Consider the following 23,655-nt stretch of genomic DNA (forward strand, 5'->3'; position numbering starts at 1 on the left):
TCTGCCAAATCTGGGGCATTGGGTCCTGGGCCGCCAGCCGATAGCCTCAGGGGGTGGAATCAGTGCCGCCCCCCGCCGGTTCCCAGGTCTCCCGCGTACCGGCGCAGAGGACCCCGCCGGAGGAACTGGCGCCGCCCGCTGTCGCGCCGGCCCCGCGCCAGCCCCGGCGACGCCTGCGTACGGTACTGACAGTTGTCGCCGGTGTGGTCGCGGCACTCTGCCTGACCGGCGGGGTGGTCGGCTACCTCGTCTACGACCGCGCCACCACCCCCGACCGCAGCGCCCCGACGATCGTCGTGGACAGCTACCTGCGAGCTTTCCTCGTTGACCGGAACGACGTACGAGCCAAACTCTTCACGTGCGAAGACGGTAGCGACTTAGGACAGCTCGACGCGCTTAGATCCGATCTTGCAGCTCGCGAGGAGCAATTCGGCACGAGTATGTCGATTAGCTGGGGTAACGTTCTGGCAGAACAACACGGTAAGGAGGCCGAGGTGAGGGTTGAACTGCTGCTCTCGGCTCGGATCGATGGCATAAGGCAGTACGACCGGCAGTCGTGGACGTTCACCACGCGGTTGAACGAAGACTGGCGGGTCTGCTCAGCTGCGGCGAGCTAGTCTCACTCCACCCACAGCATGTGGACCGGTACCTCCAGGGTGGTCGGTGACTGGCCGCGCCAGGCCCAGCGGTACCACTCCACCTCGGGTGTCACCCGCACACAGATGTCGCCCTCGGCACCCGAGTAGGTCTCGGTGACGGCGCGCAGGTCACGGTGCTCGACGGCGCCGACCATGTGCACGACCCGGCGCCCGGTGACCGAGTCCGCCTCGAAGACCGGCGTCGGCGCCCGGTGGGCGGGCGCGTCCAGCGAGACGAGACGCAGGGCGCCGTCCGTCGTCGGCTTGGTCGGTCGGCCGACCGTCTCGACCCAGACCCGTTCGACCGGCACCAGCGGGGCGAACACCTCGACCTGGTCGGACTCGGCGCGGTACCACTCGTGTTCCGGGATGACCGGGACGTAGGTGCGGCTGTTCTGCACCACCCGCTCGTCAGCCCGCAGGTCGGCGCGCCAGCCCAGACCGGGCAGTCCGACAAGCACCCGCCGTCCGCGTAGCTCGACGCTGCCGGCGGCAGGGACGATGTCGATCGGGCGGGGCGGCTGGGGGGCCCAGTCGGGCTGGTCGGCGAAGGGATCCGGAAGCGGTTCGGTCATGACGGCGCGTGGTTCACCCGGCGCCCTTCAACGGCGCACCCTTCGACCGCATGAACGGCACCGGATCGATGGCGCCCCGGCTGCTGCGATCGCCCTCGACGTGCACCTCGAAGTGCAGGTGCGGCCCGGAGGAGTTGCCGCTGCTGCCCACCTCGCCGATCACCTCACCAGCCTGCACCGTGTCGCCCGCGGCGACCCGGGGACGACTCACCAGATGACAGTAGCGGGTGATGAAGCCCTGCGCGTGCAGCACGTCGACGAACCAGCCACAGCCTCCCTTGCCAGGCCAGCCGTCCACATCACAGCTGAGTCGCCCTCTCCGGTCGGGGTCACATCGGGAGACCAGCACCCGACCGGTCGCCGCGACTCTGATCAAGGTGCCCTTCGGCGCGGCGATGTCCACACCGTTGTGTCCGGGCCGACTGGCGGTCCGGAATCCGGAGCCGACCCCGCCCGGGATCGGCGCGGTCCAACCGGAGGCGGCGATCTCGCCGCCCATGGCGGCGTCACAGACCTCTCGTCCGGCGATCAACGCGGTCCGCGCCGCACCCCCGGCCAGCGCGTCCACGATCCGGGCGGCGAGTTCCTCGTGCTTCGCGTACGCATCCGGAAAGGCGCTGATCTGGACCCGCTGGGCGGCCACGGTCAGCGGTAGTTTCTCCCAGTCGGTCACGTCCAGGAGCTTCTCGTAGAACTTGCGGGACGCGTACTCGGGGTTCATCCGCTGGGCGACCGTGCCCCATGAGGGTCGTTGCTGGAAGAGACCGACGGAGTCATGATCGGCCCCGATTCCCTCGTTCGGAATGTCCCGTGACTCGCCGACCGTGCTGTTGGCCAGGTTGAGCAGGCGCGACTCCTGCATGGCGGTCGCCACCGCGATGACCCAGCCCCGCGGGGGCACCTTCATCTCCTGGCCGACCTTGATGATCACGGCGGCGTTCCGTAGCTGGCGTTCCCCGTACTCGGCGAAGCGTGGCATCTTGCCAGTGGCGTCCACCTCGAAGTCGCCGGTGCACTCCATGCTGGCCGGGGCCAGCTGCTCGGCGGCGTCGCCACCCAGCTCGGTGAGGAAGAAGGCGCCAGCCCCACCGGTGCAGCAGAGCAGTGCCAGCGCCGCGGTGAGCGCGGCGGCGAGGGCACCGGTCCGGACCGGCCTGCGGGGACGGCTCTGCTCACTCATCCCTGCTCCAGTCGACCGCGTCCACCAACCACCGCCCGTCGGGCGCCAGCAGTTCGAGCCGGAGTTGCCCGCCGTCGAGCGGTACCGTCGCCTCCACGAAGGTCTCACCGCGCGGGCGGAGGGTCACCTCGCCGGTGATCGCGCCAGCGGGCACGCTGGCCGGGTCGGCGCCGGAGAGCTTCTCGATGAGGCCGGCGGTCGAAAGCGGACGCAGCGCGTCGTGCCAGCCCTGAATGGTCTGCCCCGGGCGGCCGAGCCAGGCGGCAGCGAAGCGTTCGGCGACCAGTTCCGGGGCCGGCTGGCCGGGCCGGGTGACCGGCGACGGTGTCGTGGTCGTGGAGATCGCGCCGTCGTCGCCGGTGGTCGGATGCACCGTGGTGATCGGGTCGGCCGGGCGACTGCTCAGCCCGGCCGCCGGGTCGGTGGGGCCGGCCACCAACCTGGCCGCCCCGATCACCCCGAGCACCAGCACGGCGATGCCGAGTGCGACACCCAGCCGGGACCGCAGCAACCGTAGGAAGAGGAACTCGATCGCCCGGCGCACGACGGTCACCGGGCCTCGGAGCGGACCCGCGGTGCCGGCTTCTCGGGGACCCGTTCGGCGGAACCGGGGCGGTAGATGACGTAGGAGGGGTTCTCATCCGGCACGTCCGGCTCGGTCCAGGAGGCCGGCTGCCGGCGTCGGGGCTTGGGCGCGACGGCTCCCTTGGAGCGCTGCTCCCGGCGCTGGCCCTCGGCGCCGCCGGTGCCGTCGGCCTCGCGGCCGTCCGCCCGCTTCGCGGCAGCGGAGGCGCCGCTGGGTACCGGGTCGGGACGAGCCTCCGGACGCACCTTCGGCTGCTCCGGTGCGATCGCCCGGCGCCGTCCCAAGGTGGGCTCGGCGGTGCCGCCGGGCTCGGCGACGTCGAGCCGGGCCGCGGTGCGCATGTCCCGGAAGAACCGACGGTGCCAGGAGCCCGCCGAGCTGACCGCCTCGCTGTTGTCCTTGCCGCCGAGCTGGGTGATCCGGCGGTAGGGGCGCAGCAACAGCCAGCCGACCACCCCGCACAACCAGACCAGCACCACCTGCAGCCAGCCGGGGAGGGTAGCCGTGCTCATGATGAGGTCGACAGCGAAGAGGTAGATGGCGGCACCGGTGCCGAAGATCGCGATGTTGAACAGCGCCGCCACCACCGCGTTGCCCAGCCGCCGCAGGCCGGCGCTGGCCGGGCGGAGCAGGCCGATGGTGCCCAGGATCGGTGCCGCGATCACCGCCCACCGGAAGATCAGGAAGCCGAGCAGCACCAGCAGTGACGCGGTCAGGTCGAACATCGCGAAAAGCAGGGCGGCGAGCACCGCGATGAACCCGGCTCCCACCCGGTCCATGTCCCGGACGCCCTGCAGGTACTCAAAGGCCTCCGGATCCTCCCGCTCGACCTGGGCGGCGACCGTCATCCACTGCTGTTTCTTCGCGCTGATGGTGGCCTCGCGGAGTTCCGGGCTGGTCCGGATCTTCTCGGCCTCATCCCAGGACAGCGACTTGGCGTCGTAGAGCGCCTCGCCGTACTTCTGAGCGGTCTCGCTGTCGGCCGAACCGAGCGCACCGCGTAGCCAGTTCCGGTAGAGCATCGCCTCGGCGGCTGTGTCGCTGGCCCGGACCGCCGGTGGACGCTTGTCCGTGCAGGCGTCCGGGTTGGGCATCGCACACCGGTCCGGCGGCACGTCCTTTGCGGCGGGACCCACGGCGTCGTGCACGACGCCGAGCGTGGAGACGAGGGCGCCGTCGGCGAGGTTCGCGGACTTGACCGGCCACGCAGCCAGCGCGGTCACCGCCACCATCACCACCAACGCCCACCCCGCCGTGGTCATCGCGCTGCTCATGTCGGACTGGCGTGAGCGCCAGAGCAGGTAGAACCCGACGACGCAGAGGGTGACGATGCCGAAGACGCTGAACACCTTCTGGTAGATCGCCTTGGTGGCCTGGTCCACGAGCGGGTCGGCCCAGCCCCACATCGTGCCCGGCTCCCAGGCGCGTTCGCGCAGCGCGTTCGAGGCGCCGATGATCGCCGTGGCCATCATGAACTCGCCGTTGGCGATTGTGTTAGTGAACTTGTAGTCCGGGTGCAGCAAGGTGGTAGCGCAACCAGATTCGATCCTGTAAGTGCTGTAGCTGTAGCCGGCGTAGCCGTAATTGGTGTAGTAGCCCTTCGGTCCCCTGAGTTCCGAAGCCTCCGGACGGGATGCGAACCAGCCAGCGATCCCGGAGTCGGGGGCAGTTGGTGTCGGAGGGTTGAGGCACGTCGCCTCCGATTCCGCTACCTGCTGAAGCTTGGCAACGCAGGCGCGGAAGTCGACCTTCCATTCCTCGGTCGTGCAGAGATCTGCCGCGGCCTGGTACGCGGCCGGAGCCGCGTACGCCGGTGTGGCCGTGAGCCCGGGCCAGCTGATCGTGGCTGCGGCGAGGACGCCGAGTGCCAGGAGGAGCGCCGTGATCCGTGCCCGGGCCCTCGCCATGTCACGCCTCCATGTCAGGCAGCACGGTCGGCAGCACCCCGGCAGCGGCGGCGATGGCGGCGGGGGTGGTGTCGAGGTGGTCCAGCAGTCCATCCACGTAGGAGACGTCGACCCGGACCTTCTGGACCCGGCCGTCGACGTCGCGCATCACGAACTCCCGGAAGCCGAGCCGGTTGGCCGAGGTCGCGTCGGCGGTGGAGAGCGAGGCGAGGGTGGCCTCGTAGCCGTCGTCGACAGGTACGCGCAGCAGCCGCAACGCCTCGGAGGCGATCTCGGCGTCCTCGGCGATCCGGCCGACGAACACGGTGGAGACGAGGTTCTGCACGTCGAGACCGAGGATGTCGCGGGGGTTCTGCGAGGCGACAAGTGCGGCGAGGTTCCACTTGCGGGAGTCGCGGGCGAGCCGGACGAGGAAGGATCGGCCGGAGCGCCACCCCTCCATGAAGTGCGCCTCGTCCAGGCCGACCAGCTTCCGCGAGGCCATCGATCCGCCGTAGCAGCGGCGGACCGCCAGCCGGTGTGCGGTGTGCAGCATGGGCAGGGCGAGCGCTTCCTCGGCCGACCAGTACTCGCGTTCGATCTTGAGGTCGGGCAGCCGCAGGCCGGCCATGGTGATCACGGTGAGTGCCGCGTCCGGGCCGAGCAGCCCGTCCGGTGGGCGACCGAAGAAGAGCATCGCCAGTGGCATCTCGGCGGTGTCCAGCAGCAGGTTGGCCAGTTCCCGGCCGGCGTCGTCGTCGAGCTGGCCGAGACAGGTGACCACGTCGTCCAGAGTGGAGGTCTCCTCGGCGGGCACCTGGCGTACGGCGTGCCGGAACAGGGTGGCGGTGCTGGCCTCCCGGGCGACCTGCGGCGGCACCAGCATCATGCAGATGTCCTGCACCAGCATCCGGCGCTCGGCCCGCGCGTTGGAGACCGCGATCTCGAACTCCCGGTCACCTGCGGCTCCGGCGGCGAACTCGCTACGCAGCGGTGTCGGGATCAGCGAGTACGGTGCCAGCGTGCCGTGTTCGGAGCCGGTCAGGTTCAGCACTCGCGAGTAGGGCCGGAGTTCCGGCATCGCGCAGAGCCGGGCCAGCGGGCCGGAGGGGTCGAGCAGGGTCACCTGCACGCCGCGACGGGCAGCGAGGTAGCCCAGTGCGCCGAGCAGCGTGGACTTTCCGCCGCCCGGCTCGGCCACGAAGACCGCCAGGCCGGAGCGCTCCCGCACCTCCATGGGGAAGTGCAGGTCGAGGAAGACCGGACGGCGGCAGGTGCCGGCGGTACGCCCGATCAGGTCGCCGCGCCGGTCACCCACAGTGGAGGCGGCCTGCGGCAGCGCCGCCGCGAGCAGGTTGACGGGCATCCTGCGCACGTAACCGGTGTTGGCGATCGGCTCCCCGGGGATGAACTCGCGGGCCAGCCAGTCCTGGTTCTTCGGGTGTTGCAGGGAGATGCGCAGCTCGCGGGAGTAGAGCTGGATGAGGCGGCGGGCCCGTTCCAGGCACTCCTCCCGGGTACGACCGCCCACCGCGATCCGGTGCCAGCCGTGGGCGCGAGCGGAGTCGACCGGCAGCCCGGTGGTCATCTCGTCGCCGATCACCAGGGCTCGCTTGGCGAGTCGCTCCAGCTCGGGTGGGGCGTCGATGCCGTGTTCGGCGTAGTCCAGCTGCTGTGAGCGGATCATCCGGAGCCGGTGTTCCAGGTTGCGGAAGGAGTCGCCGGAACCGAGGATGTCGACCCGGGTCGAGAGTTCCATCGGCCAGGGCAGTCGCTCGTGGAAGTGCAGCCAGGGTTCGTGTCGCTCGGGGATCTCGAGCGGCTCCATCCGGCCCACGGCGAGCACTGCCACGTGCCGCTCCTCGCCGGTCATCCGGTGGACCAGCTTGACCGTGGATCCGTACGGCGTGCGGTAGCGCTCGACCTGTTCGGTGAGGGCGAGCAGGTCGCCGCGTTCCCAGCGTCCGTCGGTGTTGGGCGAGAGCGTGCCGGGGGGTGCCATGCAGAGCGCCACCGACCGGTAGAGCAGCCATTCCAGCTCGTGCGCGGTGACCCGCCGCCCGCGCATGCCGAACGCGCCGAGCACCTCGTCGAACTGCTCGACGGTGCGGCCGAGCTTGCGCCGCTCGCCGTCGGCGACGCCGCGGCCGAAGGTGCGCAGCAGCCGCTCGGTGAGCGAGTCGCCGAGTGAACGGCGGGCGAAGGTGACCCCGAGGTAGGTCTGGCCTTCGGCGTGGTTGACCGAGAGCAGGTGCCGCTGCGCGGCCACCAGGTGCTCGGCCCAGCCGGGCGTGCCGGGGACGTCGGGCAGCGGCGCGGCGGTGTTCGCGTCGATGGTGCGGGCCCACTCGTCAGCCGGGAAGGGCCGGGTGGTCCGGCGCAGGTGCAGTCGGAAGCCGGCCAGCCCGGCGTACTGCTCGGAGATGGCCGAGAGCAGGGCCTCGCGTTCCGCGTCCGGGCGGAAGGCCCAGCGCACCTCGGGCAGCCAGTACCAGGCGGTGACCGTGTTGGGGGTGAAGGTCAGGTGACCGGCGATCTCGGTGATGGCCAGCTCGACCGACGGATCCCGATCGCCGAACTTGATTTTCGGTGGTCGGACGCGGACCGGCTTGACCGGCCGGTCGCGGTGCTCCACGGATCGCTGCCGGGGGGCTGGGCGGGTGGCCGGGGGCGCTACCCGGCGTGGTGTCCGGGTCTCGGCGTCGGCGTGTGCCCTGTCGTTCTCACGGGCACGGCGGTCCTCGCGGACCGGGTCGTCACCGGCGGGACTGTCGTCGGCGGGCGGCCGGGCGCTCGGCAGCCGGTCGTTGGAGGGCGGTGCCACCCGGGAGGGGGCCGGCGGCAGGGTCGTGGCCGTGACGGCGTCGTCGACCATGCGGACGGGTGGCGCGGCCGGTGGCGGGCCGGGCGGGGGTGGCGGTGGCGGTGGCGGTGGCGGGGCCGCACGGTGGGGTGCCGGCGCGGGCCCGACGGCGGGCGGCGGCGTGGGGTGCGGCTGCTGCGGCAGGGCACGTGCGGGGAGCCCGTTGCCGCGCTGGGCGGAACCGGGCCTGGGGTACGCGCCACCGAACAGATCGAGGAACGGAGAGTCGATGTCCGCGCTGTCCCGGCTGGCCGACGTGGGTTCGGCCGGAACCGCCCGGCGCTGCGGCGGGCGGGGCGCCTGGAACACGCCGACGCTGCCGTGACCGGGGGTGGTGGCGAGCGCCGGATCCAGCGCGGTCTCGTCCAGCTCGCCGGATTCAGGGTAGTCGAATGAACGCGCACGGTTACCGTGTGGTGCGGCCGGACGTCCGGCCGGGGATCCCGGCGTGGCGGAGCGGCTCATGCGATCGCCCTGCCCGTGTCCTCGTTCGGCCCGTACGGCGTGCAGCCGGTCATGCCAGTTCCTCCCGGATCCTGATCCTGCTGCCGACCAGTCGCGGATCGCGCTGTTCGGCGGCCGGCTCCCGGGTGCGTCGCCAGTCGGTCAGCGCGGTACGGATCACCATGCGCGCCGGACGGTCCGGATCGACGTACCGGAAGACGAACGAGGTGGTCACGATGGCGAGGGCGATCTCCCAGGCGGGGAAGAGTTCGACCTGCAGCGTGAACAGCCAGTGGATGAACATGTAGAGGGGAACGAGCAGGATGAACAACCCGTACTGGGCGTACGGCAGATGGACCGGAAGGGTGTAGCCGGGCGGGCCGAGATAGACCAGGCGGGCCCGGTAGATGTCGTCGTCGGTGCGTAGCCGCATCTCGTGCCCGCGCCTATTCGAAGATCAGGTTGATCAGGAAGTCACCGATGAAGAAGAGGGTGGCGGCTCCGGCGATGAAGGCCAACCCGACGATCGCGATTGCCGAGCTGGTCAGCACCTTGGAGATCTCGCCCCGGCTGGCACGGCCGATGAAGATGACCCCCAGCACGGCCAGCAGGATCGGCGCGATCTTGCTGGCGAAGAAGGTGACGACGCCTTCGGTGTTGATCCCCTTCGGCTCCTCGGCCGCGAACGGGATCGACGACGCCAGGGTGGAGAGCAGGTGGGCGGCGCTTGTGGACGCCGTTTCCATCAGCTCGATGGCGATCACTGAAACCTCCCCAAGTCGCGGCCGGCGGCGCCGCGGTGGTGCAGTAGGCAAGCCTTGCGGGATCGGTGCTCACTGTGCGCAGCGCCCGAGACCCTGCGTACGACAACCGCCACGTAGGGTGGCGATTTTTGGGCGGGTTGTCCCGCTTCGGCCCTCCCTCCAAGCGTCGCCATCTCGATGCTGGGCAATTCCACAGCGTACGGGCCGCCCCCCTTTGCGACAAGCCGCGAAGATGCTGCCCGAACCGACCCGGACGACCGATCGTACACCTGTTCCAATTGCCATGTCGGGGGCTGTCGACCGGGCGGTCTCTGGCCGGCGGCGGGACCGGTACCGTCCTACTCGTGACCGATCTGGTGCGGGCCCCGGCCCCGGTGGTGATGGGCGTCCTGAACGTCACGCCCGACTCTTTCTCCGACGGCGGACGCTACGCCGACGTCGAGGCCGCTGTCGCACACGGCGTCCGGCTACGAGCCGACGGAGCGGGGTTGGTGGATGTCGGTGGTGAGTCGACCCGTCCCGGTGCCGACCGGATCGACGCGGAGACCGAGGCCGCCCGGGTGGTGCCGGTCATCCGGGAACTGGCCTCGGCCGGCGTTCCGGTCAGCATCGACACCTCCCGCGCCCGGGTGGCCGTGGCGGCGCTGCACGCCGGGGCGGTCGTGGTCAACGACGTCTCGGGAGGGCTCGCCGACCCCGACATGGCCCGGGTGGTCAGCGAGGCCGGTTGCCCCTGGGTGCTGATGCACTGGCGCGGCCACTCCCGCAGGATGAGCGAGCTGGCCAGCTACGGCGACGTGGTCGCCGACGTCCGTGCTGAACTCGGCCAGCGGGTGGATGCGGCGCTCGCCGCCGGCGTCGCCCCGGATCGGATAATCATCGATCCGGGCCTCGGCTTCGCCAAGAACGCCGCCCACAACTGGCAGCTCAGCGCTCGACTGCCCGAGCTGATCGAGCTCGGCTATCCGCTGCTGTTCGGCGCGAGCCGCAAGTCGTACCTGGGTCAACTGCTGGCCGGCCCCGACGGCGCGCCACGACCGACCGGCGGGCGGGAGACGGCCACCGTCGCCACCAGCCTGCTCGCGGTCGCGGCCGGCGCCTGGGGGGTACGCGTGCACGACGTGCGCGCCACCGTCGACGCCCTCGCCGTCTGGCAGGCCACCGGCCGTCCCCGCCTGGCCGCCTCGCCGACCGCCGGCATCGTCCCCGTCGGCGCGCCGGTCGCCGGTGCCGGGCCGGCTGCCGGTGACGCCGTGCTGCCAACTGCCGTCCGGAAGTCCGCGCTCGACGGGCGGACCCGACGATGACCGACCGGATCGAGCTGACCGGCCTGCGGGCACCCGGCCGGCACGGGGTGTACGACTTCGAACGCGCCAACGGTCAGGACTTCGTCGTTGACGCGGTGCTCGAACTCGACCTGGGCCCGGCCGCCCGGTCCGACGACGTACGCGACACCGTGCACTACGGCGAACTGGCCCAGCGGCTGGTCGAGGTGATCACCGGTGAGCCGGTAAACCTGATCGAGACCCTCGCCGACCGGCTGATCGAGGTCTGCCTGGCGGATCCGCGGGTGACCGCCGTGACGGTCACGGTGCACAAGCCCGAGGCTCCGGTTCCGCACGCCTTCACCGACGTGGCCGTGACGATGCGTCGGACACGTACCCGATGACCCGTGCCGTGCTCTCCCTCGGCAGCAACCTCGGTGACCGGCTGGGCCACCTGCGCACCGCCCTGGCCGCCCTGGGTGAGAGTGTGCTCGTGGTCTCCGGGGTCTACGAGACCCCGCCGTGGGGCGACACCGAGCAGCCGGCGTACCTGAACGCCGTGCTGCTGGCCGCGGACCCGACCGCCGGCCCCTACGACTGGTTGGCGCGGGGGCGGGCGGCGGAGGACGCCGCCGGCCGCGTTCGTGACCCGGGGCGGCGGTTCGGCCCCCGCACCCTCGACGTCGATGTCGTCGCGGTGTGGACCGATGACGACCGCCCGGTGTTCAGCGACGACCCCGAACTGACCCTGCCGCATCCCCGGGCGCATCTGCGAGCTTTCGTGCTGCGGCCGTGGATCGACATCCAGCCTTACGGTCAACTGCCCGGGCACGGCTGGCTGACCGACCTGCTCACCACCGGCCCGGCCGCCGCCGAGGTGCCGGAACTGAGCCCCCGACCCGATCTGACGTTAGAGTCGACGGCATGAGCGTGTCGCCGCCGCCCGACGGATCGCGGATGGGACCCACCCGTGTCTCGACCCTGGTGGTGACCGCCCTCGCGGCCGCGGCGGTGTCCTGGCTGCTGATCAGCGGTGTCTACTACGAACGGCTGCCACCGCTGCCCTGGCTACCGGTGGCGACGCTGGCCGGACTTGCCGTGCTGGAGGCGTACGCCGCAATCAACACCCGGGGGCGGATCGAGCGCCGACCCGGCCGTGACCCGGTCAATCCGTTGCTTGTGGCTCGATTCGTCGTACTGGCCAAGGCGTCCGCGCTTGTCGGTGCCATCTTCGCCGGCGGGTACGCGGGCCTGACGGGTTGGTTGTTCGTGCAACCGACGCGAGCGGCCGCCGACGACCGCCCGGCTGCCATCGCCGGCCTGCTCGCCTCGACCGCCCTGGTGGCCGCGGCGCTCTGGCTGGAAAGGTCGTGCCGGGTTCCGGAGCGGCCGGAGGACGAACAGGAGCCGGACGACTGGGAGAGCCGTCCGGGCCAGCGCTAGGACACGTGTCAGAGCCCTGGCCGGGCTCCGCCTCGGCTCGACCGGGGACGTCGACAGCGGCACCGGGCCGTCGGTGGCCCCCAGGCAGGGGGTTACGCCCGGCTCTCGCGCGCGGGTACGGTGCCTGCGACCGAAAGGCAACGCCCCGCCGCCGGTCCGCCCGTGCGTCGGTGGAGTCCGGGCGGCCGCTGGGAGGCAAAGATCATGGGGTACGACGAACCGGGCCGTGGTGGACCGCCGGAGCCCGCCTCGGCCGGTCCCGCCACCGGGGCGGAGGCCGTCCTCGACGAACCCGACGCCGAGCCGGGCCGGGACCGTTTCGGTGTCTACGTCGTCTGGGAGACGTTCCTGCTGCTCGGCTTCGGCGCACTTGTCTACCTCGTGTGGCGGGAGGATCCGGCGGTGCTGCGCGGCAGCGGGCTGCGGGACCTCATCGTCGACGTGGTCGGTCTGGGGCTGCTGGCCCTGGCCGCCGGGCTGACGCTGCGTACGGCTGCGGTGAACCTCGCGATCGGGCCGGTGGCGGTCGCGGCCGGGCTGCATTTCGCCGAACAGAGCGACCGTGGGGTGCTCGGCACCGTCGGCACGGCCACCGCGGTGGCCGCGATCGGTGGCCTGTTGCTCGGGCTGGTGGTCGTGCTGCTGCACGTGCCCGGTTGGGCGGCGAGCCTCGGTGGTGCGGCAGGTGTCATCGTCTACATCGAGCAGCGCTCCGCACCGGTACTCGTGCAGGGGGACTACGACCCGCGTGGCACCGCCGGACAGCTCTTCGTCGGCTTTGCCGCGATCGCGGTGTTCGGTGGGCTCTTCGGGGCGGTGCACCCGATCCGTCGGCTGGTCGGCCGGTTCCGTCCGATCGCCGACCCGGCGCGACGGCGTGGTGCGGCGGCCGCCGTCGCCGCCACCGGCGGGTACGTCTGCTCCACCGTGCTCGCGACTCTCGCCGGAGTGCTTATCGCCTCGACCGACGGGGCTGTGACACCGGCGGCGGGGTTGGACTGGACAGTAGTGGCGGTGGGCGCGACGCTGCTCGCGGGCACCAGTGCGTTCGGGCTGCGTGGTGGCGTCTTCGGCACGCTGCTGGCGGCCGGTGCGATCGGCCTGTTCCTGGCGTACGCGCAGGCACGCGACTGGACAGTCAGCCACTGGGCCGTCGGTGGCGCGGCGCTGGCCCTGGGACTCGTCGTCACCCGCCTGGTCGAGACGTACGGACGTCCGGCGCCGGTAGTCGGTGCGCCGCCCCCACCGCCACCCGCCGAACCCGCCACCGGCGGAGGATGGAGTGTGGCGCAGCCGCAGCCGGTCGGTGACTGGCCGCCGGTGTTGCCGGCCCAGCCCACCGCCGGCAGCACGGACCCGTGGAGCGCCCGACGTTGGGAGAGCGGCCCACGAACCTGGGAGGCCGACGACCGGTGACCCGGCCGGCACTCGCCGCGCGTCGTCGGCGCGCCGAGAGTGATCTCGACGGTTAGGCTCGGGACATGACCGACACATCATCGATCTCCGGCGGCCGGTCGTTCGAGGAGTTGGACGTCCTCTCCACCGAGGAGCTGCGGGAGCGTGCGTTCACCCTCGCCCGGGAGCGCCGCGACGTGAGGTTCTTCTGGTCGGTGCTGCGGCATCTGCCGAACGCGGACGAGGCCGCCGCGCTGGACGGCGCGCCGAACTCGGTGGGACCGACGGTCGACGAGGCGGTGGCCCTCTGGCGGGAGATGACCGGGCACGGCTACGAGGAGTCCGCGCCGCTGCTGCGCGCCGCGTTCATCGACTACCTGATGAAGCACTAGAGGTCATCAAGCGCGCGTACCACCATAAATAACGCCTCGCGTTTGCCTGCGTCGATTCGCTGGGAACTAGCGAGGCCATGGCTCTCACCAATCGATACAAGTCCGCACCGGGCGCTGGCACGCTCGCCGCGCTCATCCTGGTCCTCGTCTTCGGTAGCCCCTGGTACGTCGACTGGGCCAGGAACAACACCGATCCGGACAGCGCCGGCGGGTGGTTCCTGCGCCTGCTCGCCTGGCCTGCCTGGCGATTCGACTCCTCCGACTCGATTCAGGAGATCTTCGCCGACGACCTGAAGGCGATCCTCGTGGTCGTCCTCACCTTCGTGTTCCTCTACCTGCTACCGGGTTCCCAGCTCGCCCGGGCCCGGGGCACCATCAGCCAGTTCTTCGCCGGCTGGGCGGCGTTCGTCTTCGCCGGGGCGTTCGCGGCCCTGTTCACCACGCTGATCCGGACCAACCCGTCGCTGCTGGGTGCCTTCCAGGCCGCGGGTGACGGCGCGGAGTACGGCTTCTTCGTCGGCTGGATCATCGGTATCGCCACCCTTGGCGGTTACCGGGGCCGGCGCTAGGCCGCGTTGGGCTCCAGCGGCACGGCCGGGTCCGTCGACCGGACGGACCCGGCCAACCACCGTTGCCGGCCACCGGCGACGCTCGGCCCACCGGCTCAGCCGGTCGACTCGGCAAGCGTCAGGATGCGTTCCCGGCTGAGCGTCCCGACCGGACGCCCGTCCTCGGTGACCACGGCCTGCCCACCGGCGGAGGTGAGCAGCACGGCCAGCGCGTCGTACGCCGAGCCGCCCAGCGGCACCGCCGGCAGGTCCGCGCCGCCGTCCACCGGCAGCGGATCGAGCACCTCCCGGGTCACCGGGGTGACGGCCAGCCGGCGGATGCCCCGGTCGGCCCCGACGAACTCGCGGACGAACCCGGTGGCGGGCGCGCCGAGCAGCGCCGCCGGGGTGTCGTACTGCTCCAGCCGGCCGCCCTCGGAGAGCACCGCGATCCGGTCACCGAGCCGGACGGCCTCGTCCAGGTCGTGGGTGACCAGGACGATGGTCTTGCGCACCTCCGCCTGCAACCGCAGAAACTCCTCCTGGAGCCGGGTGCGCACGATCGGGTCGACGGCGGAGAAGGGCTCGTCCATCAGCAGCACCACCGGGTCGGCCGCGAGCGCCCGGGCCACCCCGACCCGTTGCCGCTGACCGCCGGAGAGTTCGTGGGGGTAGCGTCGGCCGAACTGCGCCGGATCGAGACCTACCAGTTCGAGCAGTTCCTCGACCCGACGCTGCACCGGGCCGGCGGCCCAGCCGAGCAGTCGGGGCACGGTGGCGACGTTGGCGGCCACCGTCTGGTGCGGGAAGAGCCCGACGTTCTGGATGACGTAGCCGATCTGTCGGCGCAGCTTCACCGGGTCGACCCGGGTGACGTCGGAGTCGCCGAGCAGAATCCGGCCGGCGGTCGGCTCGATCAGCCGGTTGATCATCCGCAGCACCGTCGACTTGCCGCAACCCGACGGGCCGATCAGTACGACCAGTTCGCCCTCGTCGACGTGCAGGCTGAGTTCTCGGACCGCCTCGGTGCCGTCCGGGTAGCGCTTGCCGATGCCGTCGAGGGTGATCGACGCCGCGCGCCGATCGCCGTCGGCACCCGGGGTAACGTCCACGTATGTCCTTCCGCCTGAGCTACCGGGCTGATCCGGGTAACCCGTGGTTCTCCTGGCAGTACGTGCGGGACAACTCTGACACGGTGCTCAACGCCCTGCGTGAGCACACCACGCTGACCCTCCGGGCGGTGCTCATCGCCGCGTTGATCGCCGTCCCGCTGGCGGTGGTGGCGTACTGGTTCCGGCCGCTCACCGGGCCGATTCTCGCACTGACCGGGGTGCTCTACACGGTCCCCTCCCTGGCCCTTTTCGCATTCGTCGCGCCCTATCTGGGCATCGGTGTCGCGACCGTGCTGAGCGTGGTGGTGCTGTATGCGCTGCTGGTGATCGTCCGTAACACCGTCGCCGGGCTCAACCAGGTGCCGGCGGAGGTCCGGGAGGCGGCCGAGGGCATGGGTTACGGCCGCTGGGGTCGACTGTTGCGGATCGAGTTGCCGCTGGCCGTACCCGGCATCCTGACCGGACTGCGGTTGGCCACGGTCTCCACGGTGGCCCTGGTCACCGTCGGAGTGGTGATCGGGCGGGGCGGGCTCGGGCAGATCATCTTCGCCGGCTTCCAGAACAACCTCTACAAGGCCCAGATCATGACCGGGACGTTGCTCTGTGTGCTGCTGGCACTGGTGCTCGACCTGCTCCTGGTCGGGGCCGGCCGGCTGCTCACCCCATGGCTGCGCGGGCGGACCGGATGACCGCCGAGGCGGACCGGAGGCCCGTCGGAGACGACCGGACCCGGGCCGGAGAGGAGAGGCCGCGATGAATCCGGTGTCACAGGCGGTGGTCTGGCTCAACGATCCGCTGAACTGGACGAACCCGGGCGGCATCCTGGACCGGCTGGGCGAGCACGTGAGCATGTCGGCCGCCGCGGTGTTGTTGGGCTGCCTGGTGGCCTGGCCGCTGGGTCTCTGGCTGGGTCACACCGGCCGGGGCGGCGGGCTGGTGGTGCTCGTCTCCAACCTCACCCTGGCGGTGCCCACGCTCGCCCTGCTCACCATCCTCCCGCTGACCTTCCTCGGCTTCGGCCGGCCGGCGGTGGTGGTCGCTCTGGCGGTCTTCGCCGTGCCGCCGCTGCTGGCGAACGCGTACACCGGGGTGCGGCAGGTCGATCCACAGACCCGGGAGGCGGCCCGGGGCATGGGCATGACCGGCGCGCAGGTGCTGCGCCGGGTGGAGCTGCCGCTGGCGGTGCCCTACCTCGCGGCCGGGTTCCGGACCGCCGCCGTCCAGGTGGTCGCCACGGCGGCGCTGGCGACCTTCGTCAACGGGGGCGGCCTGGGCGAGATCATCCGCTTCGGCTTCGGCCTGAGTATCGCGGTCGGCGGTGGTCAGATCCTGGCCGGTGGGCTGCTGGTCGCCGGGCTCGCGGTGAGCGTCGAACTGCTCTTCGCACTTGTCGAACGGCTGGTCACCCCCCGCCCGTTGCGCCGCGCCCGGCGAGGTGCCGGGCGCCGCGCGGCGGACGCCGTCACCGGCTCCTGACCGGCAGACAACCAGCGCGCGGTCCCCGTCCACCGAACAGGGCCGGTCCCGTGGCATCCGGTCGCGCGGGCGTCGGCTGGGCGCGGTGACACCGAAGGGTGACGTTCCGGTGACGAACGCCTCCCCGGGTTGTCGGGGGGCCGCGTCAGGATGTTGGGTGGAAATCGCGGGCGGCCGGAGCGCGGATCGCCCGTCGGACACGCGGCCGGCCCACCCGGGCCGCGCCGGGACACGGAAGGCGGGCTGATGCGCGCAGGTAGAAGACTGTCCATCGCGGTCGTGGGGGCGGTCGCGGCGGCGACCGTGCTGGCGGGCTGCGGCGACGCCGGTTCGTCCGGCACCGAAGCGCCCCAGCAGGGTGCCTCCGGCGAGGGTTGCGCCCCGGTGGCCGGCGAGCAGCTGATCGCACTCGAAGACGACAAGTCACTGCAGAACGCCGACAACATCATTCCGGCGATCAACAGCGAGGCGGCGACGCCGCAGTTGATCGCCGCGCTCGACAAGGTCTCCGCGGTGCTCGACACGCCGAAGCTGGTGCAGCTCAACAAGGCGGTCGACGTGGACCGCAAGAGCGCGCAGGCCGCGGCTCAGGAGTTCGCGGACGCCAACTCGCTCACCGACGGCGTGGAGAAGGGCCCGGGTGGGCGGATCACGGTGGGGGCGGGCAACTTCACCGAGAGCGAGATCATCGCCGAGCTTTACAAGATCCAGCTGGCTGCCGCGGGCTACCAGGTCAACGTGCAGCAGATCGGCAACCGGGAGCTGTACGAGCCGGCGCTGGAGAAGGGCGAGATCCAGGTCGTCCCGGAGTACGCGGCCACCCTCGCCGAGTTCCTCAACGGCAAGGAGAACAGCGGCGGCCAGCCGGTTTCCTCGCCGGACGTGGAGAAGACCGTCACCGCACTGCGTGATCTGGGTGGCAAGGCGGGTCTGACCTTCGGTGCGCCGGCAGCGGCACAGAACCAGAACGCCTTCGCGGTGACCCAGGAGTTCGCCGACAAGTACGGCGTGCGGACCCTCTCCGAACTGGCTGAGAAGTGCTCGGGCACCGCGACCGTGCTTGGTGGCCCGCCGGAGTGCCAGGAGCGCCCGTTCTGCAAGCCCGGCCTGGAGCAGACCTACGGGCTGGCGGTCGGTTCGTTCTCCTCGCTCGACCAGGGTGGCCCGCTGACCAAGACGGGTCTGCGTAACGGCACGATCAGTGTCGGCCTGGTCTTCTCGACCGACGCGGCGTACGCCCAGAGCTGAGCACCCGCGCCAGCACCACGGCGCCCCGGCCGACCTGGCCGGGGCGCCGTGTCGTTGCTGGTCACGAGACCTGCCTGGGGCACGGCAGGGAACGCCTCGGCACTCGCGGCGGAGACCTGCCGTCGAGCCGTTCCCACGTGACGCAACTCTCGGTAGGCTGCGGACCCATGCCCGCCCCGGTGCCCGCCGATACGCGCAAGCTGCTCACCGTGCTCTTCTGGGGCGGTGTGGCCCTGGCACCTGTCGCGGCGCTGATACTCCTGGTCGCTGACGGCAACGGGCCGCTTCGGTTCGCCGCGGTGCTGGCCATCCTGGCCGTGGTGCTGATCGGGCTCTCCATCGCGCTGCGTACCGACGATGGCGGGCAGCACGCCGAGGAACTCCGCGAGGAGGTCGACGAGCTGCGGCGGGAACTGCGCGGTGAGATCGTGGCCGCCGCCCAGCGCGGCAACCACGCGCTCGACGAGGTCCAGCGGGTTCAGGAAGCGCTGGCCGGGCTGCGTCGCCGGGTCGAGTCGGGTGGCGGCGGCACCCCGGTCGCGGACGACGAGCCGCCGCCCGGTCCGGGCCGGGCCCGGGTGCCGGCGCCGGAGGCGCCGTCGCGACAGGCCGAACGGCCGGCCGCCCAGGCCGGGGTGTACGGCACGGCCCAGACCGGGCCCGGCCCGGCCGGCGGGTACGGCGGGGAGCGATCCGGGCCCGGCAACGATCGCCCGGCCAGCGGCTCGGCCGGTGTCTACGGTTCGCCGGTCCGTCCCGAGCAGGACAACCGGCCGGGTGAGCCGGGCCCGAGGCCGCTCGGGGTGGTCCGGCACACCGAGACCGTGCACGTGACCACCCGGCACACGATCGTGGGCGAGTCCGGCGGCCGGTACGGCGGCTACCCGGCGGCGTGGTCAGGAGCTCAGCCCGGGGAGCGCGGACGGAGCGGACAGGGCACCGACCGGGACGACCACTCCTGGTCCGACGGCGACGACCGTTCCCGCCGGGACGACGGCCGGCGTTGGTCGGGTGGGGAGCGCCACGACGAACGTTCCTGGTCCGGGGCGGCCCAGGAGGAGGAGCGTCCCTGGTCCGGATCGTCCCGTGACGACGAACGTTCCTGGTCCGGTTCGCCAGGCGAAGCGGACCGCTCCTGGTCGCCCCCACGGGAGCAGAGCCGCTGGTCCGCCGCGCACGACGACTGGTCCACCGCCCGCGACGGCGGCTCGGGCTATCCGGAGGGGCCCTCGGTGGACCGGGAGGACCGCGACCGGGCGGGCCGACGTGACGACCGGGGCTGGGACGCTGGTGGCCAGCATTGGGAGTCACCCGCCGACCCGGCGCCGGTGGCCCGGGGGCATCGGGCGGACGACACCGGGGAGTACTGGGCCCAGCTGCGGGCCGGTGACCGGTGGGCAGCGGTACGCGACGACGACCGGGGCCGCGAGCTGCGCGTCGGCGAACGCCGGGCCGAGATGCACGCCGATCCGACCGGCTCCGAGTACCGGGTGGAGGACCGCTGGGCGAGCGTACGCCGCGACGAGCCACGCCGGGATGTCGCGGGCGACGACGCGTGGCGGGACGGCTGGGGCGAGCCGGAGAGCCGTCCGGCGCTGCCCGCCGGTGGGGTGCCGGTGCCGCAGGAGTGGCGTCCGCCGCGTCAGCGCGGCTACCAGCCCGAACCAGCGCGCGGGTATCAGCCCGAGCCGGCGTACGGGTATCAGCCCGAACCCGCGCGCGGACAGCGCCCGGACGGGGAGCAGTACGGCCGGCGGCACCACGTGGAGGAGCCTGGCTGCGGGCCGGCGGCGCACGACGGCGGCGCTGACCGCTGGCGTTGATCCCCACGGCCGGCGACGGTGGGCGGCGTCGCAGGGGTGGCCGTCACTTGTCGACGTCACCGACCACGAAGAACATCGAGCCGAGAATGGCGATCAGGTCCGGCACCAGGCAGCCGGGCAGCAGGGTGGCCAGAGCCTGCACGTTCGCGTACGAGGCGGTGCGCAGCTTGAGTCGCCACGGCGTCTTCTCGCCCCGCGACACCAGGTAGTAACCGTTGATGCCGAGCGGGTTCTCCGTCCAGGCGTACGTGTGTCCCTCGGGTGCCTTGAGCACCTTCGGCAGCCGGGTGTTCACCGGTCCGGTGAGTCGGTCGACCCGGTCCAGGCACTGCTCCGCCAGATCGAGCGAGGCGTACACCTGGTCGAGCAGCACCTCGAAGCGGGCGTGGCAGTCGCCGGCCGTCTTCGTCACCACCGGCACGTCGAGCTGGTCGTAGGCCAGGTACGGCTCGTCCCGGCGCAGGTCGAGGTCGAGCCCGGAGGCCCGGGCGACCGGACCGGAGGCCCCGAACGCGGCCGCCTCGGCCGCCGACAGCACCCCCACGCCGACGGTTCGGGCCAGGAAGATCTCGTTGCGCCGGATCAGGTTGTCCAGGTCCGGCATCCGCCGCCGGACCTCGCCGATGGCCGCCCGGGCCCGCCCGGTCCAGCCGGCCGGCACTTCCTCCTTCAGGCCGCCGACCCGGTTGAACATGTAGTGGATCCGCCCGCCGGAGACCTCCTCCATCACCGCCTGGAGCGTCTCCCGTTCCCGGAAGGCGTAGAACATCGGGGTGATCGCGCCGATCTCCAGCGGGTACGAGCCGAGGAACATCAGGTGGTTGAGCACCCGGTTCAGCTCGGCCAGGGCCATCCGTAGCCAGGTGGCCCGCTCCGGCACCTCCATGCCCATCAGCCGTTCCACGGCGAGCACGACGCCCAGTTCGTTGGCGAAGGCCGAGAGCCAGTCGTGCCGGTTGGCCAGCACGATGATCTGCCGGTAGTCGCGTACCTCGAACAGCTTCTCCGCGCCCCGGTGCATGTAGCCCACGATCGGCTCCGCGGCGAGCACCCGCTCGCCGTCGAGCACGAGCTTGAGCCGCAGGACGCCGTGCGTGGAGGGGTGCTGCGGCCCGATGTTCAGCACCATGTCCGCGCCGAGCTGCTCCCCGCCGGTACCCGCCACCAGCCCAGCCCCGGTGCCGACGGTCAGCTCGCGCAGATCGCCCGTGGTCATGCCCGCCATCGTGCCATGAACACCGAACCCGGACGGCATCCGTCCGCGCCCCAGCCTCGACCGAATGGGCGGTGTGCCCCCTGCCCGCCGTTCGTACGATCCGGCCATGGAGCGTACGGAGATCGACGGTGTGCCGGTGCTGTGGAAGTCGGGGCCGGCGCCGCTGACCGCGAGTCTGGTTTTCGGGTGCGGTGGACGGGATGAGACCTTCCGGACGATCGGTGTGACCCACCTGGTCGAGCACCTGGCGATGAGCACGTTGCCGCGGGTGCACCACGACCGCAACGCCTGCGTCGATCTGTACACCACCGAGTTCATGGCCGCCGGCCGGCCCGAACAGCTCGTCGCCTTTCTGGACGGGGTGTGCCGGGCACTCGCCGATCTGCCGCTCGACCGGATCGGGAAGGAAGCCGGCGTGCTCGCCGCCGAGGGCGGCTCCTACGTCGACCCGACAGTGGCGGCGTTGCTGACCCAACGCTTCGGGATACAGGGTCTGGGGCTCGCTCCGTGGCACGGGCCGGGCTTTGATCGGATCACCGAGGACCAGGTGTGTTCGTACGCCGCCCGCTACTTCACCGCTGGCAATGCGGTGCTGGTGCTCAACGGGCCGCCGCCGGACGGGCTCCGACTGCCGCTGCCGGCCGGACCCCGCGTCGAGCATCCGGTCCACGTACCCCGACAGGTCCCTGGTCCGGCCTGGTGCGAGCATGCCGTGCCGGCGGTCGGCGCCGCTCTGCTGGGCCGGCGGGACGTGGCGTGGAGCCTCGGTATGGCCGTCCTCGCCGAACGGTTGGAGCAGATCGCCCGGCACACCCACGGGCTCAGCTACGAGATCGGTGGAGACGCGGCGCAGTTCGACGGTGACCGGTACCTGTATGCGATCACCGCGGACGCCCGTGAGGGGCAGGAGGTCCAGGTCGCCCGGTTGCTCTGGGACGAGTTGCGGCGGATGGCCGAGGACGGGCCGACGGAACGGGAGCTGGCCGAGGAGCGGGAAGCCGCCGCGGAGGCGTACCAGGATCCGCGTTTCGTGGAGGTCGAGCTGCGCGACGCCGCGTCCGGGCAGCTGTTCGGCTGGCCCTGCCTGCCGACGGCGGAGCGGGTAGCTCTTCGGGCGGCGGTCACCCCCGACGACGTCCGGGAGCGTTTCCGAGCCGCGCTGGCCAGCACCCAGCTCGTCGTACCCTGCGGGACCACACTGGACCTGCCCGGGCTAGCCGGAACCAACTGCACCACCGGCCGGAGCCTGCCTCCTGGCCGGGTCTTCCAACCACCCCTGCTGGCCAAGGTCTTCGCCCGCGAGGCTCGGACGGCGCGCCTGGTGCTCTGCGACGACGGGGTGGCGTTCCGGGACTCGGACGGGGACGTCCACCAGGTCCGTTTCTCCGAGGTGGTGGGTGTCGAGGAACATGGCCCGGAGCGGACCGTGTTCGGGTCGCAGGGCTGCTTCATCAACGTGGACCCGGAGCTGTACTCCGGTGCCGAAGCGGCGGTGCGCACGATCGACGCGACCGTTCCGGCGCAGCTGCGCTATCGCCGCTCCGAGCTGATCGGCGAGGACTGATCGAGTGGCAGCCGGTCGGCGGGCAGGCCGACCGGCTGCCACAGCCACAGGTGGCCGCCGAGGCCGGCCGGATCGGTCAGCTCGGCCGCCGCCGAGGCGGTGGCCAGTGCCCGCAGGTAGCCGGCCGGGTCGCTGGAGGCCAGGCTCAGCGGCGGTCGCCCACCGTCGGCCCCGAGCGCTCGCAACGCCTCCCGCTGCGAGGTCAGCACGTACGCACACCGGGCGACCCGCTCACCTGCGGAGGCGACCGAGTCGATGGCGACGTGCGCGGTGACGTCGCAGGAGCCGTCCGGCACCGGTGGCACCTGCCGTCCGCCCCGGTATCCGGTGAGCGTCCCGTCGACCGGCCGCTCGGCACGCAGGTGGCCGTAGTCCACCGCCAACGCCAGCCCTCGGTCGACGTGCCCCACGGCGTGCGCCCACGCCTCGTCTCTCGTCCGCCCGATCTCCGCCCGCCACGTCGGCAACGTGTCACCCGTGGGGGTGGGGCCCGTGCGGGCCCGCGTCCCGGGGGTCTGGTCGGTCGGGGAGGGCCACCAGGTGGCCAGCCAGTCGAGGTCAGCGGGGCTGATCTGTTCGCCTGTCGTCTCGGTGCCGGTGGTGGGGTCGACGAGGAGGTAGTGCCAGCCGTGGTCGGTGTGGGTGGCCAGGTCGAGGGGCACGTTGTCGAGCCACTCGGTGGCCAGGAGCAGGCCGGTGATCTCGCCGGGGATCTCGTTCGTCCAGGTGATCTGGTCGGGGAGATCGGCGGGGCGCGGGGCGAGTTCGACGGCGGTGAGCCGTACCCGCAGAGCCAGCGGAACCGGCGCGGACGGCGACGAATCGACGGACCCGGACGAGACACCACCCGGCGTGGTGCCGACGGCGGCCGTGGTGGTCAGGGTTTCCGGGGAGCCCGCCCGCGCAGCGATCAAGCCTGACCGCCCGGAGCGGGCGGGCTCCCCGGAAACCCCCACGGAGAGGGCGTTCAGCAGTTCGCCACCCCCAGCACCCACGTCCACCACGTCGAACCGGTCGGGAAAGCCCAGGGCGGCGTCGAGCTGGTGGATCAGCCGGAGCAGCGCCGCGGTGAAGATCGGTGAGGTGTGCACGCTGGTGCGGAAATGCGCCGCCGGTCCGGCACCGGAGACGAAGAAACCCGAAGGGCCGTAGAGCGCCCGCCGCATCGCGTCTCGCCAGCGCATCGACATGGGGCCCTCCTCACACCGGTGAACGATTTCACACATCCTTGTTTCAG

At 71.8% G+C, this 23,655-nt stretch carries 23 protein-coding genes; 13 read left to right on the forward strand and 10 right to left on the reverse strand.

Annotated elements, in window-relative coordinates; translation table 11 throughout:
* Positions 1–62: 62 nt before the first annotated feature.
* Entirely contained in the window at positions 63–617 is a 555-nt protein-coding gene (locus AB0I71_RS27370; RefSeq protein ID WP_357589430.1) for a hypothetical protein, read from the forward strand.
* 2 nt (positions 618–619) lie between these two features.
* On the opposite strand, the gene AB0I71_RS27375 is transcribed toward AB0I71_RS27370, so the two are convergent.
* From AB0I71_RS27375 to AB0I71_RS27405, 7 genes are read right to left on the reverse strand one after another with little or no spacing between them, the layout of a single operon-like run.
* Positions 620–1,213: a hypothetical protein gene (locus AB0I71_RS27375; RefSeq protein ID WP_357589349.1), complete on the reverse strand. Its 594-nt coding sequence runs from the start codon at positions 1,211–1,213 to the stop codon at positions 620–622.
* A gap of 13 nt (positions 1,214–1,226) precedes the next feature.
* A complete protein-coding gene (locus AB0I71_RS27380; RefSeq protein WP_357589351.1) occupies positions 1,227–2,393 on the reverse strand; it encodes a M23 family metallopeptidase in 1,167 nt (388 codons plus the stop codon).
* Positions 2,386–2,946 (reverse strand): hypothetical protein, encoded by a 561-nt coding sequence (locus AB0I71_RS27385; protein ID WP_357589353.1) that lies wholly within the window; start codon positions 2,944–2,946, stop codon positions 2,386–2,388. Before AB0I71_RS27385 ends, AB0I71_RS27380 begins: the two co-directional genes overlap by 8 nt.
* Positions 2,943–4,886: an MFS transporter gene (locus AB0I71_RS27390; RefSeq protein WP_357589355.1), complete on the reverse strand. Its 1,944-nt coding sequence runs from the start codon at positions 4,884–4,886 to the stop codon at positions 2,943–2,945. Before AB0I71_RS27390 ends, AB0I71_RS27385 begins: the two co-directional genes overlap by 4 nt.
* 1 nt (position 4,887) lies before the next feature.
* Entirely contained in the window at positions 4,888–8,193 is a 3,306-nt protein-coding gene (locus AB0I71_RS27395) for an ATP-binding protein (protein WP_357589357.1), read from the reverse strand.
* 49 nt (positions 8,194–8,242) lie between these two features.
* Positions 8,243–8,605 carry a hypothetical protein gene (locus AB0I71_RS27400; RefSeq protein ID WP_111212817.1) on the reverse strand — a complete coding sequence of 121 codons (363 nt, stop codon included), beginning with the start codon at positions 8,603–8,605 and terminating at the stop codon, positions 8,243–8,245.
* A 13-nt stretch (positions 8,606–8,618) separates the two neighbouring features.
* A complete protein-coding gene (locus AB0I71_RS27405; RefSeq protein ID WP_357589360.1) occupies positions 8,619–8,936 on the reverse strand; it encodes a hypothetical protein in 318 nt (105 codons plus the stop codon).
* Between the two features lie 344 nt (positions 8,937–9,280).
* On the opposite strand from AB0I71_RS27405, the gene folP reads away from it, so the two are divergent.
* The 7 genes from folP (at position 9,281) to AB0I71_RS27440 (ending at position 14,000) form a co-directional block, all read left to right on the forward strand.
* Positions 9,281–10,243: a dihydropteroate synthase gene (folP, locus tag AB0I71_RS27410; RefSeq protein ID WP_357589362.1), complete on the forward strand. Its 963-nt coding sequence runs from the start codon at positions 9,281–9,283 to the stop codon at positions 10,241–10,243.
* Complete coding sequence (folB, locus tag AB0I71_RS27415; protein WP_357589364.1) at positions 10,240–10,605, forward strand: dihydroneopterin aldolase; 366 nt, start codon at positions 10,240–10,242, stop codon at positions 10,603–10,605. The genes folP and folB overlap by 4 nt, the downstream gene beginning before the upstream one ends.
* Complete coding sequence (gene folK, locus AB0I71_RS27420; RefSeq protein WP_357589366.1) at positions 10,602–11,129, forward strand: 2-amino-4-hydroxy-6-hydroxymethyldihydropteridine diphosphokinase; 528 nt, start codon at positions 10,602–10,604, stop codon at positions 11,127–11,129. The genes folB and folK overlap by 4 nt, the downstream gene beginning before the upstream one ends.
* 29 nt (positions 11,130–11,158) lie before the next feature.
* Complete coding sequence (locus AB0I71_RS27425) at positions 11,159–11,644, forward strand: DUF3180 domain-containing protein (protein ID WP_357589432.1); 486 nt, start codon at positions 11,159–11,161, stop codon at positions 11,642–11,644.
* 204 nt (positions 11,645–11,848) lie between these two features.
* Entirely contained in the window at positions 11,849–13,060 is a 1,212-nt protein-coding gene (locus tag AB0I71_RS27430) for an ABC transporter permease (RefSeq protein WP_357589368.1), read from the forward strand.
* Between the two features lie 65 nt (positions 13,061–13,125).
* Complete coding sequence (locus tag AB0I71_RS27435; RefSeq protein WP_093409856.1) at positions 13,126–13,431, forward strand: hypothetical protein; 306 nt, start codon at positions 13,126–13,128, stop codon at positions 13,429–13,431.
* 77 nt (positions 13,432–13,508) lie between these two features.
* Entirely contained in the window at positions 13,509–14,000 is a 492-nt protein-coding gene (locus tag AB0I71_RS27440; protein ID WP_357589370.1) for a hypothetical protein, read from the forward strand.
* Between the two features lie 95 nt (positions 14,001–14,095).
* On the opposite strand, the gene AB0I71_RS27445 is transcribed toward AB0I71_RS27440, so the two are convergent.
* The gene (locus AB0I71_RS27445; RefSeq protein WP_357589372.1) at positions 14,096–15,091 is read right to left on the reverse strand and encodes an ABC transporter ATP-binding protein; all 996 of its coding nucleotides are present in this window, start codon (positions 15,089–15,091) and stop codon (positions 14,096–14,098) included.
* Positions 15,092–15,093: 2 nt separating this feature from the next.
* On the opposite strand from AB0I71_RS27445, the gene AB0I71_RS27450 reads away from it, so the two are divergent.
* From AB0I71_RS27450 to AB0I71_RS27465, 4 genes are all read left to right on the forward strand, one after another.
* Positions 15,094–15,780 carry an ABC transporter permease gene (locus AB0I71_RS27450; RefSeq protein ID WP_357589374.1) on the forward strand — a complete coding sequence of 229 codons (687 nt, stop codon included), beginning with the start codon at positions 15,094–15,096 and terminating at the stop codon, positions 15,778–15,780.
* A 64-nt stretch (positions 15,781–15,844) separates the two neighbouring features.
* Positions 15,845–16,567 (forward strand): ABC transporter permease, encoded by a 723-nt coding sequence (locus tag AB0I71_RS27455; protein WP_357589376.1) that lies wholly within the window; start codon positions 15,845–15,847, stop codon positions 16,565–16,567.
* A gap of 246 nt (positions 16,568–16,813) precedes the next feature.
* Complete coding sequence (locus tag AB0I71_RS27460) at positions 16,814–17,815, forward strand: glycine betaine ABC transporter substrate-binding protein (RefSeq protein ID WP_357589378.1); 1,002 nt, start codon at positions 16,814–16,816, stop codon at positions 17,813–17,815.
* A gap of 167 nt (positions 17,816–17,982) precedes the next feature.
* Entirely contained in the window at positions 17,983–19,638 is a 1,656-nt protein-coding gene (locus AB0I71_RS27465) for a hypothetical protein (RefSeq protein ID WP_357589380.1), read from the forward strand.
* 43 nt (positions 19,639–19,681) lie between these two features.
* Here the strand turns inward: AB0I71_RS27465 and AB0I71_RS27470 are convergent, their stop codons facing one another.
* Positions 19,682–20,863 (reverse strand): NADH-quinone oxidoreductase subunit D, encoded by a 1,182-nt coding sequence (locus tag AB0I71_RS27470; RefSeq protein ID WP_357589382.1) that lies wholly within the window; start codon positions 20,861–20,863, stop codon positions 19,682–19,684.
* Positions 20,864–20,960: 97 nt separating this feature from the next.
* On the opposite strand from AB0I71_RS27470, the gene AB0I71_RS27475 reads away from it, so the two are divergent.
* A complete protein-coding gene (locus AB0I71_RS27475) occupies positions 20,961–22,418 on the forward strand; it encodes an insulinase family protein (RefSeq protein WP_357589384.1) in 1,458 nt (485 codons plus the stop codon).
* Here the strand turns inward: AB0I71_RS27475 and AB0I71_RS27480 are convergent.
* The gene (locus tag AB0I71_RS27480; RefSeq protein WP_357589386.1) at positions 22,385–23,608 is read right to left on the reverse strand and encodes an SAM-dependent methyltransferase; all 1,224 of its coding nucleotides are present in this window, start codon (positions 23,606–23,608) and stop codon (positions 22,385–22,387) included. The two genes, AB0I71_RS27475 and AB0I71_RS27480, sit on opposite strands and share 34 nt — an antisense overlap.
* Positions 23,609–23,655: the final 47 nt, after the last annotated feature.

Source organism: Micromonospora sp. NPDC049891, assembly GCF_040660295.1.
Taxonomy (GTDB): domain Bacteria; phylum Actinomycetota; class Actinomycetes; order Mycobacteriales; family Micromonosporaceae; genus Micromonospora.

Coding starts and splice junctions, on each gene's coding strand:
- AB0I71_RS27470 (WP_357589382.1), bottom strand. CDS start 20,863: ATGGCGGGCATGACCACGGGCGATCTGCGCGAGCTGACCGTCGGCACC.
- AB0I71_RS27465 (WP_357589380.1), top strand. CDS start 17,983: ATGCCCGCCCCGGTGCCCGCCGATACGCGCAAGCTGCTCACCGTGCTC.
- AB0I71_RS27455 (WP_357589376.1), top strand. CDS start 15,845: ATGAATCCGGTGTCACAGGCGGTGGTCTGGCTCAACGATCCGCTGAAC.
- AB0I71_RS27375 (WP_357589349.1), bottom strand. CDS start 1,213: ATGACCGAACCGCTTCCGGATCCCTTCGCCGACCAGCCCGACTGGGCC.
- folB (WP_357589364.1), top strand. CDS start 10,240: ATGACCGACCGGATCGAGCTGACCGGCCTGCGGGCACCCGGCCGGCAC.
- folK (WP_357589366.1), top strand. CDS start 10,602: ATGACCCGTGCCGTGCTCTCCCTCGGCAGCAACCTCGGTGACCGGCTG.
- AB0I71_RS27430 (WP_357589368.1), top strand. CDS start 11,849: ATGGGGTACGACGAACCGGGCCGTGGTGGACCGCCGGAGCCCGCCTCG.
- AB0I71_RS27400 (WP_111212817.1), bottom strand. CDS start 8,605: ATGCGGCTACGCACCGACGACGACATCTACCGGGCCCGCCTGGTCTAT.
- AB0I71_RS27480 (WP_357589386.1), bottom strand. CDS start 23,608: ATGTCGATGCGCTGGCGAGACGCGATGCGGCGGGCGCTCTACGGCCCT.
- AB0I71_RS27435 (WP_093409856.1), top strand. CDS start 13,126: ATGACCGACACATCATCGATCTCCGGCGGCCGGTCGTTCGAGGAGTTG.
- AB0I71_RS27380 (WP_357589351.1), bottom strand. CDS start 2,393: ATGAGTGAGCAGAGCCGTCCCCGCAGGCCGGTCCGGACCGGTGCCCTC.
- AB0I71_RS27440 (WP_357589370.1), top strand. CDS start 13,509: ATGGCTCTCACCAATCGATACAAGTCCGCACCGGGCGCTGGCACGCTC.
- AB0I71_RS27425 (WP_357589432.1), top strand. CDS start 11,159: ATGGGACCCACCCGTGTCTCGACCCTGGTGGTGACCGCCCTCGCGGCC.
- AB0I71_RS27450 (WP_357589374.1), top strand. CDS start 15,094: ATGTCCTTCCGCCTGAGCTACCGGGCTGATCCGGGTAACCCGTGGTTC.
- AB0I71_RS27460 (WP_357589378.1), top strand. CDS start 16,814: ATGCGCGCAGGTAGAAGACTGTCCATCGCGGTCGTGGGGGCGGTCGCG.
- AB0I71_RS27390 (WP_357589355.1), bottom strand. CDS start 4,886: ATGGCGAGGGCCCGGGCACGGATCACGGCGCTCCTCCTGGCACTCGGC.
- AB0I71_RS27395 (WP_357589357.1), bottom strand. CDS start 8,193: ATGAGCCGCTCCGCCACGCCGGGATCCCCGGCCGGACGTCCGGCCGCA.
- AB0I71_RS27475 (WP_357589384.1), top strand. CDS start 20,961: ATGGAGCGTACGGAGATCGACGGTGTGCCGGTGCTGTGGAAGTCGGGG.